The sequence below is a fragment of the Chryseobacterium oncorhynchi genome, from assembly GCF_002899895.1.
In the GTDB taxonomy this organism is placed as follows: Bacteria; Bacteroidota; Bacteroidia; order Flavobacteriales; family Weeksellaceae; genus Chryseobacterium; species Chryseobacterium oncorhynchi.
The window spans coordinates 871225-886527 of the sequence record NZ_PPEI02000001.1 but is presented as its reverse complement, the minus strand read 5'-3'; the positions used below and the strand labels follow the sequence as shown (position 1 = coordinate 886527).

The 15303-nt window shown below is 36.9% G+C and carries 9 protein-coding genes; 7 read left to right on the top strand and 2 right to left on the bottom strand.

Features of this window, described 5'->3' with window-relative positions:
* Positions 1 to 375: 375 nt before the first annotated feature.
* Positions 376 to 846: an Lrp/AsnC family transcriptional regulator gene (locus tag C1638_RS04075; protein ID WP_109618427.1), complete on the bottom strand. Its 471-nt coding sequence runs from the start codon at positions 844 to 846 to the stop codon at positions 376 to 378.
* Between the two features lie 142 nt (positions 847 to 988).
* Between C1638_RS04075 and C1638_RS04070 the strand changes: the two genes are divergently transcribed.
* The 7 genes from C1638_RS04070 (at position 989) to C1638_RS04040 (ending at position 12535) form a co-directional block, all read left to right on the top strand.
* Entirely contained in the window at positions 989 to 2377 is a 1389-nt protein-coding gene (locus tag C1638_RS04070; protein WP_109618426.1) for an MFS transporter, read from the top strand.
* A gap of 190 nt (positions 2378 to 2567) precedes the next feature.
* Entirely contained in the window at positions 2568 to 3482 is a 915-nt protein-coding gene (locus C1638_RS04065) for an AraC family transcriptional regulator (protein WP_165826495.1), read from the top strand.
* A 216-nt stretch (positions 3483 to 3698) separates the two neighbouring features.
* Positions 3699 to 4844, top strand: coding sequence for an efflux RND transporter periplasmic adaptor subunit (locus tag C1638_RS04060; RefSeq protein WP_109618422.1), 1146 nt, complete (start codon positions 3699 to 3701; stop codon positions 4842 to 4844).
* Positions 4845 to 4853: 9 nt separating this feature from the next.
* On the top strand, positions 4854 to 7994 hold the full coding sequence (locus tag C1638_RS04055) for an efflux RND transporter permease subunit (RefSeq protein WP_109618420.1): 3141 nt from the start codon (positions 4854 to 4856) through the stop codon (positions 7992 to 7994).
* Positions 7995 to 8011: 17 nt separating this feature from the next.
* Entirely contained in the window at positions 8012 to 9424 is a 1413-nt protein-coding gene (locus C1638_RS04050; protein WP_228428016.1) for an efflux transporter outer membrane subunit, read from the top strand.
* Positions 9425 to 9483: 59 nt separating this feature from the next.
* Positions 9484 to 10038 (top strand): DUF2652 domain-containing protein, encoded by a 555-nt coding sequence (locus C1638_RS04045; protein WP_109618417.1) that lies wholly within the window; start codon positions 9484 to 9486, stop codon positions 10036 to 10038.
* A gap of 325 nt (positions 10039 to 10363) precedes the next feature.
* Positions 10364 to 12535 (top strand): outer membrane beta-barrel protein, encoded by a 2172-nt coding sequence (locus C1638_RS04040; RefSeq protein WP_109619079.1) that lies wholly within the window; start codon positions 10364 to 10366, stop codon positions 12533 to 12535.
* Positions 12536 to 12896: 361 nt separating this feature from the next.
* On the opposite strand, the gene C1638_RS04030 is transcribed toward C1638_RS04040, so the two are convergent.
* Complete coding sequence (locus C1638_RS04030) at positions 12897 to 15158, bottom strand: glycoside hydrolase family 3 C-terminal domain-containing protein (RefSeq protein WP_109618413.1); 2262 nt, start codon at positions 15156 to 15158, stop codon at positions 12897 to 12899.
* Positions 15159 to 15303 lie beyond the last annotated feature (145 nt).

Sequence of the window (15303 nt, the reverse complement as noted above, 5' to 3'; positions counted from 1 at the left end):
ATCTTCCACCACTTACTTGTTTTGTTAAATTTAAATTCAAGCAATAGGGAGGGGTTTAGAAGTAATCCCTGGATTTTAAAATATGAGTTTGATGTTTCTTTGTGATATTTTTCGGTTTGTTTTTCTAGTGCTGCAAACCTATTTAATAATGATGGATATTTCCAAAAAACAACCTACTACACAGCTACAACATGGGACTTGTTTTTACTTTAATTAATTGGTTCCTAAATATTTGTATTTTTGCTTGGAAGTGTTGGTAGAGTGATGAATAATAGGAAGTAATCGATAAGGTAATAAATGTTACTATGATGCTTATTGGTCTTTAATACGAATGGTATATTAAAGTTAGGCTCCAAAAAACATTGATGTTAAATCTTATACAATCTGGGCGCTTTCTTTAATGCTATTCATTACAAAAATACTTTTTGTCTGGCCAATACCCTCTATTTCCGATAGCTTATTGATGAAAAACTCATGGAATTCATCCATGTTGGGAGCCAGAATTTTTAGCATAAAATCAAAATCTCCACTGATGTTGTAAAACTCCACAACCTCTTTCAGCTTACTTACTTCTTCGATAAATTTCCCTGCCGTTTTTTTATTGTGAACATTCAATGCAATCATGCAGATAACCATCATTCCCTTGTTTACTTTTTTACGGTCTACTACGGCAGTATATTCCTTAATGATTCCCAGTTTTTCCATACGTTTAATACGTTCATGGGTAGGAGTGGGACTGAGATTGATTCTTGCTGAAATGTCACGAACACTCATCTTAGCATCTTTCTGAAGAATTCGAAGAATAGAGAGATCTTTTTCATCTGGAATATAATTTTCTGTTGCCATTTGTTCTGTTTTATATGTTTTATTTTACTATTTCAGGTATTTTGTTCTTTTTAAATAATTAAATTTTCAACATCGTTCCAAATTTAACATAAAATTTTCACATATGTTCTGTTAATTTTAATTTTGCAGGAAATTTGAATACATGGATACAAGGAAGAATATAATATTAATTTTAGCATCAGTAGGAACTTTTGTGGAAGCTTTGGATATTGCCATTATTAATTTAACAATTCCTTCTATTCAGGAACAGTTTAATATTGACGCAGGAACAGTTCAATGGTTGCAGACGCTTTATGTGTTATTTTTTGGAGGCTTTTTAATTATTGGCGGAAAGCTTTCAGATCAGATAGGGCGAAAGAAAATGTTTTTATTGGGTGCGTTAATCTTTATGTTAACCTCATTAGGGGCGGGGTTGTCCTCAAGCTTTGAAATGCTGGCTTTATTTAGAGCCTTACAAGGATTGGGCGCTGCATTGGTAATGCCATCGGCACTGTCTATTGTAACCAATACATTCAGAGAAGAGCAGGAAAGAAACCGTGCGATAGGAGTTTTCAGTTCCTTTGCAGCCATTGGGTCAGGAAGTGGTCTTTCTGTAGGTGGAATTATCAGTACTTATCTAAGCTGGCACTGGGTTTTTCTTATTAATGTGCCTATCCTTTTAATCACATTAATATTATCCTATTATTACTTGCCAAAAGATGAGAAAAATGAGACCGCGCAGAAAACAGACGTTATTTCCGGGATATTAATGGTGGTTGGGCTATTGAGCCTCACTTATGGGACCCATGAATTAGTTCATATTAAAGAACAACCTTTTCTGGTAATTGGTTCATTGGTGGCTGCTGTATTGCTTTTAGTAATGGTATTTTACAGATTAAAATCTGTTGCAGAGCCATTATTTGATCTGAAATTATTTAAGCACGGTTCATTGGTGGTTTCTAATGCTGTATTTTTTACGCTGGGAGCGTTTTTTATTGGGTTTTTATTCCTTATTTCATTAATGCTTCAGAAAGATATGGGATATAGTGCTGCTTCTGCGGGATTGATGCTTGTTCCATTCAGTATTATATCTGCTTTAACAGCTAAGTTTATTTTACCCCATGTTTCAAAACGACTGAACTCATCCCAAATGGGAGGTTTCGGATGGTCTTTTATGCTGATGGGTGGCTTGCTGTTACTCATATCAGTTTATACAGGACATCCCTTGACTGTTGTTTTGCTGGGATCCGCATGTATATCAGGAGTTGGAATGACATTTTGCTTTACAGCCCTTTCGGTAATGGGAATTCAGGATGTTGAACCTTCCAGCTACGGATTGGCATCAAGTTTGAGTTCTACAAGTTACTTCCTGGGTGCAGGGATTGGATTGTCTTTCATGACGTTAATGAGCCAGATCTTTCCTTCAGAATTTTCAGTAGGAAGCTTAAATCTCATTATTTTGATAAGTTACGCTCTTTTAGCACTCGGAATGTTATTCTATTTTATAATAAAAAGCTTAAAAGTGAAGCAGACAGAAATTGCCGTTTCATAATAAGCGGCCTTAAAATTACACAAACTATATGATGAGGAATCGGTGCTTAAGTGTCGGTTCCTTTTTTTTGTTGGTAGAAAACATAAAATCACAAAACCACAAATAAGATATTCACCTGTAATTTTTCATGATTAGTTTTCTCTGCTTTTATCCCTTTTTTACTACCTTCGCGTACCTTAACCCATTTTCAATGGCGAAAAAATCCCCAAAAGAACCCGGTTTTGTTTCACAGTTGGCTTTTGATGAAGTATTGGAACAGGTAGAATTTGATCTTAGGATTAAAGAATTTGTCGTGATGGAAATTGATAAGGCCAACTACATCATTAAGCCTAATATGCCTTACCGATCAGATTATTTCTGTATTTTTCTAGTACAGAAAGGAAGTGTGAGCTTTAGACTTGATGATAAAAGATATGAGGTTTCTAAAGGAGATCTTGTTTTTTGTCCGATGGCTGAAACTTTTTGGGTTGATAATATTGCTGATGATTACGATGCAAAATATATCTTCTTTTCAGTAGACTTTATTTCCCAGGCTGGTTTTAATTATAAATCCAATAATGTTCTGAAAAGTCTGTCATCCGATCCTACTCATATTATCAGAAACGAGCCTGAATTGTATAGAAAGCTGGATTTTCACCTTGATGAATTGAAAGTGCTGAATAACAAGGAAAAGGATAACTATTACTTTAATGAGATGATCTGGCATCATTTCTCACTGGTTATTTATGAAATAGACAATTACTTTAAGAAGATTGAGAAGCCACATGTGGTTACCCATAGAGAGGATGAACTTACCACCAGTTTCTTTAAATTGGTTCAGGAGCATTTCAAGGAAGAGCATAATGTACAGTTCTATGCTGACAGGTTATTTATCAGTCGAAAATATCTTACTAAGGTCATTAATAAAACAATGCTCAAAAGTCCGCGGGATATTATTCATCAGGTGTTGGCTGTAGAAGCAAGGTTATTGCTTAAAAATCCCAATCTCAACGTTAATGAAGTTGCTGCACAGCTTAAATTCTCAGATCAGGCGTCTTTCAGTAAGTTTTTTAAAAAGCATACCGGAAGATCACCTTTAGAATACCGGAAAGACGATTTGTATTGAGAATGAGATTGTTGTATTACAGGTGTCTTTTTGATAAAATTACCGAATAATTTTGATTTAAAATATGAAAATATCTTATTTATTTTGTCTATAAGTGATATTTCTCATGTTTTTGAAAATAAGGAGTCTTTTTGACAAAACAAGGGGTTTTTTGAATAATCCTATTGAATTTTTTTCGTTCGAATTTTGTCCGGAAAATTTAAAAGGACTATTGTTATGCAAAGATTTTTTATTCAGAAATCAACCATACTTTTCCTCTCGCTCATCATTTTGGCGGGATGTAGGAAAAACAACCAAAACCAATCTTATCAACAGCAGGCACCGGAACTCCCTGTAGACATAGTAAAACAAGGAGACGCTTCTGTTTCCAGAGAATATGCTGCATCTATTGAAGGGGTCTCCAATGTGGAAATAAGACCTCAGATAACAGGATATCTAAGCAAGATTTTTGTAGATGAGGGCGATTATGTAAGAGCAGGGCAGCCATTGTTTAAAATTGAGGACCAGATATTCGGGGAACAGTTGAAAAGCGCTCAGGCAGCCTTAATTACAGCACAGGCTAATCTTTCGACTTCTAAGATTGATTTGGATAGAAAAAAGGAACTTTTTAGGAATAAAATGGTTTCCGATATTCAGGTAAAAGAGGCTGAGGCAGCATATAATGCAGCAAGAGGAGCTGTAAGCCAGTCATCATCTGCTATTGAATCCGCAAAGATTAATCTTAATTTTTCTACGATTAAAGCTCCGGTAAGCGGGTTTATCGGAAGATTTAACTATCGTTTGGGAAGCTTGATGACTCCTGGTAATCAGGAGGCAATTACTTTACTTTCAGATATTCATCAGGTATATACCTACTTTAGCTTAAGTGAAAATGACTTTAATAATTTTCAGAAACAATATGTAGGAAGTAGTATTGATGAGGTGATTAAAAATACACCGGCAGTATCCTTATTGCTTTCCGGTGGTGAAAAATATACTGAAACAGGAAGAATTGATGCAGTGGAAGGACAGTTCAATAAAACGACAGGCTCCATTACCCTAAGAGCAAAATTCAATAACCCGAACAATCTTTTAAGAAGCGGAAATACAGGAAAGATTTTACTGGATCAGTTCTACAGCAATGTTGTATTGCTTCCGATTGCTTCTACCAGAACCATTCAGGATAAAGTTTTTGTGTTCACCATCAAAGATGGAAAAGCAGCAATGCTACCTGTAGAAGTGAATGGAAAAGCTGGTGATAACTTCATCGTATCCAAAGGGCTTAAAGCTGGTGATCAGTACATTGTTTCCGGTTTCGACAGATTACAGCCAGGAACTCCTGTAGTGGCGCAAAAGAAGAATGCTCAACAGAAAAAATCGTAAGAAGAAATCATGTTAAAGAAAATTATAAAAAGACCCGTACTGGCAACGGTTATTTCCGTGTTGCTGGTTATTCTCGGGATTGTCGGTATGGTCAGCCTGCCGATTACAAAATTTCCGGATATTGCACCGCCTACCGTTATGGTAACCGCTGCGTATCCGGGTGCTAATGCTGAAACAATTGCAAGATCTGTGGCACCCCCATTGGAAAATGCAATTAATGGAGTAGAGAATATGGATTATATTACTTCTACAGCAAGTAATGATGGTACATTAAGCATCACCGTGATCTTTAAGCTGGGTACAGATCCCGATCAGGCTGCTATTAACGTTCAGAACAGGGTAGCACAGGTGACGAACCAGCTTCCTGCTGAGGTTATTCAAGCGGGAATTACCACGGTGAAAAGGCAGAACAGTATGATTGCGATGGTTTCCCTGACCAGTAAAGACGGTTCAATGAATGATCTTTTCCTTGAAAACTATGCGAAGATCAATATTGTACCGGAGCTGAAAAGGGTGAAAGGAGTAGGAGATGCCATGGTTTACGGAAACAAAGACTATTCAATGCGTATCTGGCTGGATCCGAATAAACTGACTTCATATAACCTTACGCCATCCGATGTTTCCCGTGCTATTCAGACTCAAAACCTGGAAGCGGCACCCGGAAGACTAGGAGAGAGAAGTAAAGAGGTGATGGAGTACGTTCTTCGATACAAAGGGAAATTCACCGAACCTGAACAATATGAAAATATTACGATAAAAGCACTGAACGATGGTTCTGTTTTAAAATTAAAGGATATTGCAAAGGTAGAATTTGGAGCTTACAGTTATACGGTTTCTTCTAACTTCAATAAAAAGGCTTCGGTAACGATGGCGATCTTCCAGATGGCAGGATCAAATGCCAATGAAGTACAGATTGCTCTTCAGGAAAGAATGAAAGAGCTTGAAAAATCGTTCCCAGAGGGAATGAGTTATGAAATTCCGTATGCAACGAAAGAAGCATTGGATCAATCCATAGAACAGGTAATTCATACCCTGATAGAAGCATTTATTCTTGTATTCATCGTGGTATATATCTTCCTTCAGGATTTCCGTTCAACGTTAATTCCGGCTATTGCAGTTCCCGTATCTATTGTAGGAACATTCTTCTTTATGAAGGTTTTCGGATTCTCGATCAATATTTTGACATTGTTTGCATTGGTATTGGCTATTGGTATTGTAGTAGATGATGCCATTGTAGTGGTAGAAGCGGTTCATGCCAAGATGGAACACAAAAAACTGAACGCAAGGGCTGCAACCATGTCTGCGATGAGTGAGATTACAGGAGCCATTGTTTCTATTACGCTTATCATGTCTGCGGTATTCGTTCCGGTAGCCTTTATGAGTGGTTCCACAGGATTATTCTACCAACAGTTTGCGTTAACATTGGCCATTGCGATTGTGATTTCAGCTATCAATGCATTGACGCTGAGTCCCGCTTTGTGTGCCTTGTTCTTAAAGCAAAACCATGGTGGGACTCATGAAAAGATGAACTTTAAGGATCGTTTCTTTGCAGGATTCAACGCGAGCTTTAATAAGCTGACATTCCGTTATGGGAAAGCAGTACTGTTCCTTTTAAAGAAAAAATGGATTGCATTGGCTATCATTGTAGCTTTCGGAGGTTTGTTTGCATGGATGTCGATGACAACTCCCAAAGGATTTATTCCGGATGAGGATCAGAGTTTTATCATTGTTACAGCGAACCTTGCACCTGGAGCATCCAAGGACAGGACTTCAAAAGTGGTTTCTGATACAGAAGACCTTTTGATGAAAAATCCGGCAGTAGATAAAGTAATTTCGGTAGACGGACTGAATCTATTCAGTGGTTCCATGTCATCTTCAGCAGCTTCTATTTTCGTTAAACTGAAAAAATCAGGAGCCAGAGGAGCGGTTAACAATATTAATGACATTATCGGACAAACACAGGGAATGCTTTCTCAGGATAAAAGAGCCAATTTCCTTGTCATCAATACCCCAACGGTTGATGGTTTCGGAAATACCAGCGGTATGGAGCTTGTACTTCAGGATCGTACCAACGGTGAGCTTCAGAATCTTGGAAATATTTCCTACGGAATGATGGGTGCTTTGATGCAGAGACCCGAAGTTGCAGTGGCTTTTACCACTTTTGATGTTACTTATCCGCAATTTGAAGTGCTTGTAGATGAAGTAAAATCTGCTCAGCTTGGAGTTAATGTATCTGATGTTTTAGGAGTAATGCAAGGGTATTACGGAAGTATTCAGGCTTCAGATTTTAACAGATTCGGAAAATATTACAGAGTATTGGTACAGTCTACTCCGGAAACAAGACAGGATAAAGAATCCTTGAACGGAATTTTCGTAAAGAATAATTTAGGTCAGATGGTACCTGTCAACACCTTGGTAAGCTTAAAACAGGTAACAGGTGCTGAAGTGGTAGACCGTTTCAACCTTTTCAACTCATCTAACTTAACGGTAATGGCTGCTCCTGGTTACAGTACAGGTCAGGCCATGGCAGCAGTGGAAGAAGTAAGCAAGCAGGTGCTTCCTCCGGGATATACTTATGATTATAAAGGAATGAGTCGTGAAGAAGCAGGTTCCAGCTCACAGTCAGTAATGATTTTCGGGTTGTGTATCATATTCGTGTTCTTCCTTTTATCAGCTCAATATGAAAGTTATATTCTTCCATTCGCTGTATTAATCGCTATTCCGGTAGGTTTATCAGGGGTGTTCGTAGGAATTACTTTCGCAGAATTATCCAATAACATTTACGTTCAGATTGCTTTAGTTATGTTGATTGGACTTTTAGCGAAGAACGGTATTTTGATTGTAGAATTTGCCATTCAGAGACGTAGAGCAGGAAAAAGCCTTATTGCATCAGCTGTTGAGGGGGCCAAAGCACGTCTGCGTCCTATTCTAATGACTTCACTGGCATTTATTACCGGATTATTACCGTTGCTATTTGTAGTAGGCCCGTCAGCAATGGGTAACCATTCTATTGGATATGCTGCTATTTCAGGGATGCTTTTTGGAACCATCTTAGGAATTTTTATTGTTCCGGTTCTTTTTGTAGTATTCCAGGCTTTGCATGAAAAAATAAATGGAAGCGTGGTAACAGATGCGGATTGGGAATATTAATTCAAATGATTTTAAAAATGAAAATTAAAAATATAGCATATATCGCATTCATTTCAGGGACGGCCATTTCCTGCAAAGTTCAGAAGTATGAACAGCCTGAAGTGAAGATGCCTGAAGCTTTCAGAAGTGACAGTATTGTTGTAGAGCAAAACGAAAACATAGCCAAGATCAGCTACAAGGATTTTTTCAAGGATCCGGTTTTAGTTGGTTTGATTGATAAGGCAATGGTTCAGAATAATGATCTGCAGGTAGCTTTAAAGCAGATAGAATTTGCCTCATTGGCCTACACTCAAAGCAAGTGGGGAAATGTACCTACCATTAGTGCTTCTGCAAACGGAAATATCAACCGTCCTTCGGATAATAGTATGAACGGGATGATGGCAGGACAATTTATGGGTAAAAGGTATATGGAAGATTATACTGCAGCCCTCAATTTTTCATGGGAAGCAGATATCTGGGGGAAAATTAAAGGAAGAAAGGAACAGGCATTGGCAGAGTATCTTAAAACCCAGGAAGCAGCAAAGGCGGTAAAAACACAAGTGGTGGCAGCTGTAGTTCAGGGATATTATAACCTATTGATGCTGGATACTCAATTAGAAATTACAAGATCCAATCTGACTTACGCTGATAATACATTGAAATTTTTGGTGAAACAGCAAGAATTAGGGATGACAACTGCTTTGGCGGTACAACAACAGGAAATTGTAAAAGATCAGATCCTGAAATCTATTCCGGCTATCGAAAGTTCGGTTGCAACACAGGAAAATGCATTGAGTTTGTTAACCGGATCTATGCCCGGAAAAATTGAAAGAAGTGCCAGTCTGAATAATGTTCAGTCTCCGGATCGTATTTCAGCGGGAGTTCCTTTGGAATTATTAAGTTACAGGCCGGATGTGAAAACCGCTGAGCTTGAGGTAAGAAAAAGTGCAGCTGCCATTCATGTTGCAAAAATGAATATGTATCCGTCATTGAATATTACAGCACAAGGGGGTGTGAATGCTTTCCAGATCAGCAAATGGTTCAGTGTTCCCGGATCTCTTTTCGGAATGGTGGCCGGAGCTATTGCCCAGCCAATTTTAAATGGAAAGCAATTGAAGACTCAGTACGAACAATCTAAGGTAATGGCTGATCAGGCTGAAATAGGATTTAAGCAGTCTGTTTTAAAAGCGGTAGGAGAGGTTTCTGATGCCTTGGTGCAAATCCAAAAGCTGGAAGAGCAACAGAAAATCGCTGAAGGATTGGTTGTAAAGTCTAATGATGCTGTAAAGAAAGCTGATTTGTTATTCAAGTACAATTCAGCAACATATGTGGAGGTAATCATTGCTCAAACCAATAAGCTTCAGATTGAACTTGAGCTGGCTTCCCTGAAAGCTCAACGATTGAATGCCATAACAGCGCTTTATCGTTCTGTAGGGGGCGGATGGCAATAAAGTAAAATTAAACCTGCTTCGTCTGTAAGGATGCAGCAGGTTTTTAATCCATAATCATTATGAAGAATACAAATATACAAGAGGGTATCATTCTAATTCCGGACTTTAGCGGATTTACCGAGTTTGTGTTCAATACAAAATTGTATACAGGAGAATATATTGTAAGACAACTACTTTCTACACTGATTGATATGAATGATCAGTATTTTGAGATTTCAGAAATTGAAGGAGACGCTATTTTATTTTATCGATACGATGAAAATCCGTCTTACCAGAGTATTTCAAAGATGCTTTGGAAAATGAGAAATGCATTCAACAAAAAAATAAAGGAACTGAGTAAAAGTTTAGGGACAACCATTGATTTATCTCTGAAATTTATTGTTCATTATGGAGCATTTTCACAATACAATATCGGAAATTTCAGAAAATTGTATGGGAAACCAATTGTGGAAGCTCATCAGCTTTTGAAAAACGGTTGGGCAGAACAGCCGTCCTATGCTTTATTCAGTAATTCCTTTTTGGAAAGCAGCAAAAATCAGGAACCTGATTTTAATAAGGACAAGCTTCATCTGCCGGAAGTAGGTGTTATCCAATATTTTGAAAGTTTAAACTAGCATATTTTTTAATTTTTAATCCTTGTAAATTTGCTATTGCTAGCGGCCCGGGTGAGATCCGGGCTTTTTTTATGGGTAAAATGAAAATAAATATGTTAAAGTTTGGTTAATGGAAATGATTACTATTATAATTTTTTTTGTCTATGTTTTTGATATAGGAGTATTTGGTTGTTTATTTTATCTTAATAATTGTTATTTCTTTAAATTATTCCTAAATATGAAATATGTAAATTGTTAAAACATAGATATTTATTTCAATTTTCCACATTTTTCGATGTAACAAATGTTAGGTTATAGTGGTCTTATAGATAAACTAAAATCTCTCATGAAAGTAATATTATTTCCAATTGCATTATTAACAGGTTCTTTGGCGCTGGCTCAAACCCAGGCTGTAAAGGATACTGTAAAAGCAGAAGCGAAAGAAATAGAAGCCGTTACGCTGGTTGCCAGAAAACCAACAGTAGAATCTAAGGTAGACCGGACTGTCTTTAATGTGGCCAACAGTGCCATTGTAGCCGGAAATACAACATGGGATGTTCTGAGAATGACACCTCTGGTAAGCATTGATAACAGTGATGCTGTAAAGGCGGAAGGACAGTCGGTAACTGTATATATTAATGACAGAAAATCTGTTTTTACAGGTAAGGAATTAAAAGAATATCTTAAAACCATTCCCGCGGATAATCTATTGAAGATTGAAGTGATCACTAGCCCGTCTTCACGATATGAAGCTACTGGTTCCGTTATTAATATTGTTTTGAAGAAACGTGATGATGAAGGATTAAAAGGAAGTATTTCACTAAGCAACAGACAGAGTACAAAAAATACACAGTATTCTAACTTTAACCTGAATTATCATAAGAAGAAATTTACTCAGACTCTGATTGGAAGTTATGCCAATAATAACTACGTACAAAAAGGCTCCAGTAACATTGTGTTTTATGCAGACAATACTTTGAACAGAGATTTAAGCTATGAAACCATTTCAAAAAGTGAAACCCCATCACTTTCCTCAACTTCTGAATTTGCATTGAATGATAAAAATAATATAGGGCTTGTTCTTGAATATAATCAGAGTAGAAACTTGTCATGGTCCAATACTGACGGAAGAGAGTATGATTATAATAAAAAAGACTTTGTAAATTATCATCAGGCTCAAACTGCTAATGGTTTTTATCGTAACCTGGGTACCAATGTTTTTTATAAATATTATGATAAAGAGAAAAATAGAATTCTGGATGTAAATCTAGGGACCAATTATTCCGGAAATGATAATAATGATCTCATCAATAAAACAATAGTGAACGATCCTAAGGCTAAAGAAATAGGATCTATAAACAATGCCCAGATGCGTAATTACTACCTGAAAGTGGATTATACCCAACCTTTAGGAAAATCCTGGGGAACTATGGAAGTAGGAGCAAAAACAGAATTCAACAACCATGTTATTCCTAATAACCTTTATGGATACAGTCTTGGGACTTCTGAGTATGCAGGGCTTTCTACAAGAGATAAGTTCCATTATGAAGATAATATCACTTCTGTATATGCTAATTATAGTAGAACATTTTTCAAGAAGTTGGAAACCAGAATTGGACTTCGATATGAATATATTGATTTTAAGACAAGACAAGATGTAGCAGGAACTGAAAGAAAAGATCACTACGGTACTTTTCTTCCTAATTTATTGCTGAAATACAGCTTCTCAGATAAATATGATTTGAGTCTTACTTACGACCGCAAAATCTGGAGACCCTGGTATTCGGAATTCAATCCTTTTTTAACGCCATCCATTGACGGAACGTATTCCAGAGGAAATATGGACTTGAATCCTAACCCTAATGACAGGCTTTACCTGAAGTTTGGAATCCTGAAAAAGTATTTTATTTCTGCAAGATATATGTATACCAATCAGGATTACTGGACCACTTATACCAGTGAAGGCGGAAGAAATGTGTCTTATCCCGGAAACTTCAATGGAAGAGTTGAGAAATATTACATTTTTGCTAATACCAATCAGAATTTTCTTAAAAATAAGCTGAATCTAAATGTCGGATTTGGGTGGTATTATATCGATAATCATGATTTCAATTTGAAGAATGATATTGGTGGAAAAGCTTATATCAATTATTGGGGTGGTTCTGCCAACCTTTCTTATACCAATCTTTTCAATAAGAACATCAACCTGAGCGCATGGATGGAAATTTCCAATCAGAACAATGGAAATACCCAGGCTAATAACACCAATGTATTCCATAATATTTCCATCACCAAAATATTTCCTAAAACACAAATGGAAGCCAGTATACAGTTGATGAATATTTTCAAACGACCTTATTCTGATGATATCACTTACAATCAGGGAGGAACAGTAAGAAGATATGAATTGTGGGACTGGTACGGAGTGAATATTACCTTTGTAAAGCGTTTCGGAAACCAGAAAGTAAAAGAAAACACCAAAACCGATGTAGAGAAAAATGCTGGGGGAGCGAAATAGAATAAATGTTAGATAAATTAAATATAAAAGCGGGTTTCAGTTTGAGACCTGCTTTTTACTTATTTCAATGCTCCAATTTTTATAATGATAAAATATACACTCAAAAAAAACTGCGTCATCAGCTTGATCTGCAAGAGATTTTATAAAATTTGAACCATTAAGAGTTTTTAAGCTTTCAAGAATAGTTAAGGAAATGTTTAATAATTTAAGCTTACTCAACTTATGTAGATTCATGTGAAAAATCTGTGTTATCTGTTTGATCAGCAAGAGAAACAAAAAAGCAGGTCCCAAAAATGAAACCTGCTTTACAACATTTCTACAAATTAATTTCCGTCTTCATTTTATCAACTTCTTGTTTAGATTATTTCAACGTAAACTTCACTTTTGTTTTAATGGCATCTGAAGAATTTCCGATCAATGCTTCAAAATCTCCAGGTTCAGCAACCCAATCGTGTTTTCCAGCATCAAAATAACTTAATGCTGTTTTATCGATTGTAAAAGTTACTTCTTTCTGTTCACCTGGATTTAAATATACTTTTTCAAACCCTTTCAGTTCCTTTGCAGGACGGGGAACGGATGATTTTGAATCACTGATGTAAAGTTGGGCAACTTCAGCACCGGCTTTCTTTCCTGTATTTTTAACCGTCACGGTAAAGGTAATGGTATCATTCTGTGACAGTGTTGTTTTATTCGCTTTTGCTTTCCCAAATTCAAAGGTTGTATAGCTCAAACCGTGTCCGAAACTGAAAAGAGGCTTAATGTTTTTGGTATCATGCCAACGGTATCCTACAAAAACACCTTCATTATAGGTGATATTGATTGGGTTTTTCTGATCTTTTCCTTTTCCTGCAGCAAATTCTTCTTTATTTCCCGGGTATTCCCCAAGTTGATGGGCTGAATTGTCTTCCAGTTTTACCGGAAATGTAAACGGAAGCTTTCCTGATGGATTGGCATCTCCTGCTAAAACAGAAGCGATAGAGTTTCCAGCTTCAGAACCCAGATACCAAGATTGTAAAACAGTTGGAACTTCTTTGATCCAAGGCATGGCTACAGCATTTCCTGAAACTAAAACCACTGCAAGGTTTTTATTCGCTTTTGCAAGAGCTGCAATAACGTTATCCTGATTGTATGGCAAGCCGTAGCTTTTTCTGTCATTTCCTTCACTGTCCTGGAAGTCTGCTTTGTTCAGTCCACCCACAAAAATTACATAGTCAGATTTTTTTGCTAATTCAACAGCTTCGTTCAATAGTTGAGCTTCAGAGCGGGTATCTTTTAGATCTTGCCCGGATTTTACCCCATTATATTCTCCACCGATATCTCCTACATAACCTCTTGCATATTGTACATCGGCTTGTTTTCCGAATCTGGATTTAATACCATCTAAAGGAAGTGTTTCATATTTTACTTTCAATGATGATGAACCACCACCCACGGTCATTATTTTAATGGCATTCTCACCAATAACGGCAATTTTTTTAGCCTTGTTGATGTCTATAGGAAGTACATTTCCTTGGTTTTTAAGCAAAACAATTCCTTCCTCTCCAATTTCTTTTGCTACCGCCTTATGCTCTTCAGAAGCGACATTTCCAAAAGGTTTGTTTCTGTTCATTGTGGTTTTGTAGGCAAGACGGAGTAATCGGGTTACTTTGTCGTCCAATTCTGTAGTTCCTACTTTTCCTGCTTTAATTAAATCGAGATAAGGTTTTGCCAGATAATAATTATCATAAGCGTTTTTTGTTCCGGCAGAAAGACCGTTTGTCCAGCTTCCAAATTCAAGATCCAGTCCGTTATGGATGGCTTGTTCAGTGTTATTTACAGCACCCCAGTCGGAAACTACTACGCCTTTGTAATTCCATTCTTTCTTTAAGATATCATTCAAAAGATATTGATTCTGGCTTGCATATTGACCTTTATAAAGATCATAAGCTCCCATGATTGTCCAGGAATCCCCCTCAGTTACTGCTGCTTTGAAAGGCGGAAGATAAATTTCATAAAGTGTTCTGTCATCTACATTTACATTGCTGGTATGGCGGAACATTTCCTGATTATTTAATGCAAAATGCTTTACAGATGTTGCCACCCCGTTAGATTGTACCCCTTTGATGTAAGGGACTACCATTTTTGAGGTTAAATAAGGATCCTCACCCATGTATTCAAAGTTTCTTCCGTTTAAAGGAGTTCTGTAGATGTTAACTCCAGGTCCTAAAAGAATGTCTTTTTTTCGATAACGGGCTTCTTCTCCTAATGCCTTACCATAGTTCCATGACATGTTCTTATTCCATGTAGCAGATAGAGCTGTTAGGGCAGGGTAGGCGATAATAGAGTCATTAGTCCATCCTGCTTGGTCCCATTCGTCCCACATTACTTCAGGGCGTACCCCATGAGGTCCGTCTGTAGTCCAGAATTCAGGGATTCCTAATCTTGGAACACCTGGTGAACTGAATTTTGATTGTGCATGAAGCATAGCCACTTTCTCCTCCAGTGTCATTCTGGAAAGGGCATCTTGGATACGTTGTTCTACCGGTTTAGATTCATCTAAATAAACGGGTACAGTATTGTTCTGGGCCATATAAGAAACAGAAATAAAGGTGAATAAACTTACAATGGCGGTTTTCTTTAACATATTGCCTTTTTATTGGATTAAAGCAAAAATAAAGAAAATTTTTTTATTATCTCAAATTGAGAAAATAAATTTTTTACCATAAAAAAACTGCCTACAGATTTGTTGACAGTTTGTTTTTATTAGAAGTGAAGAAATAGGAGGGGTG

Bases quoted from the DNA above. Each gene is read 5' to 3' on its own strand.
- C1638_RS04070 (WP_109618426.1), top strand. From the start codon at position 989: ATGGATACAAGGAAGAATATAATATTAATTTTAGCATCAGTAGGAACT.
- C1638_RS04030 (WP_109618413.1), bottom strand. From the start codon at position 15,158: ATGTTAAAGAAAACCGCCATTGTAAGTTTATTCACCTTTATTTCTGTT.
- C1638_RS04075 (WP_109618427.1), bottom strand. From the start codon at position 846: ATGGCAACAGAAAATTATATTCCAGATGAAAAAGATCTCTCTATTCTT.
- C1638_RS04065 (WP_165826495.1), top strand. From the start codon at position 2,568: ATGGCGAAAAAATCCCCAAAAGAACCCGGTTTTGTTTCACAGTTGGCT.
- C1638_RS04050 (WP_228428016.1), top strand. From the start codon at position 8,012: ATGAAAATTAAAAATATAGCATATATCGCATTCATTTCAGGGACGGCC.
- C1638_RS04060 (WP_109618422.1), top strand. From the start codon at position 3,699: ATGCAAAGATTTTTTATTCAGAAATCAACCATACTTTTCCTCTCGCTC.
- C1638_RS04040 (WP_109619079.1), top strand. From the start codon at position 10,364: ATGAAAGTAATATTATTTCCAATTGCATTATTAACAGGTTCTTTGGCG.
- C1638_RS04055 (WP_109618420.1), top strand. From the start codon at position 4,854: ATGTTAAAGAAAATTATAAAAAGACCCGTACTGGCAACGGTTATTTCC.
- C1638_RS04045 (WP_109618417.1), top strand. From the start codon at position 9,484: ATGAAGAATACAAATATACAAGAGGGTATCATTCTAATTCCGGACTTT.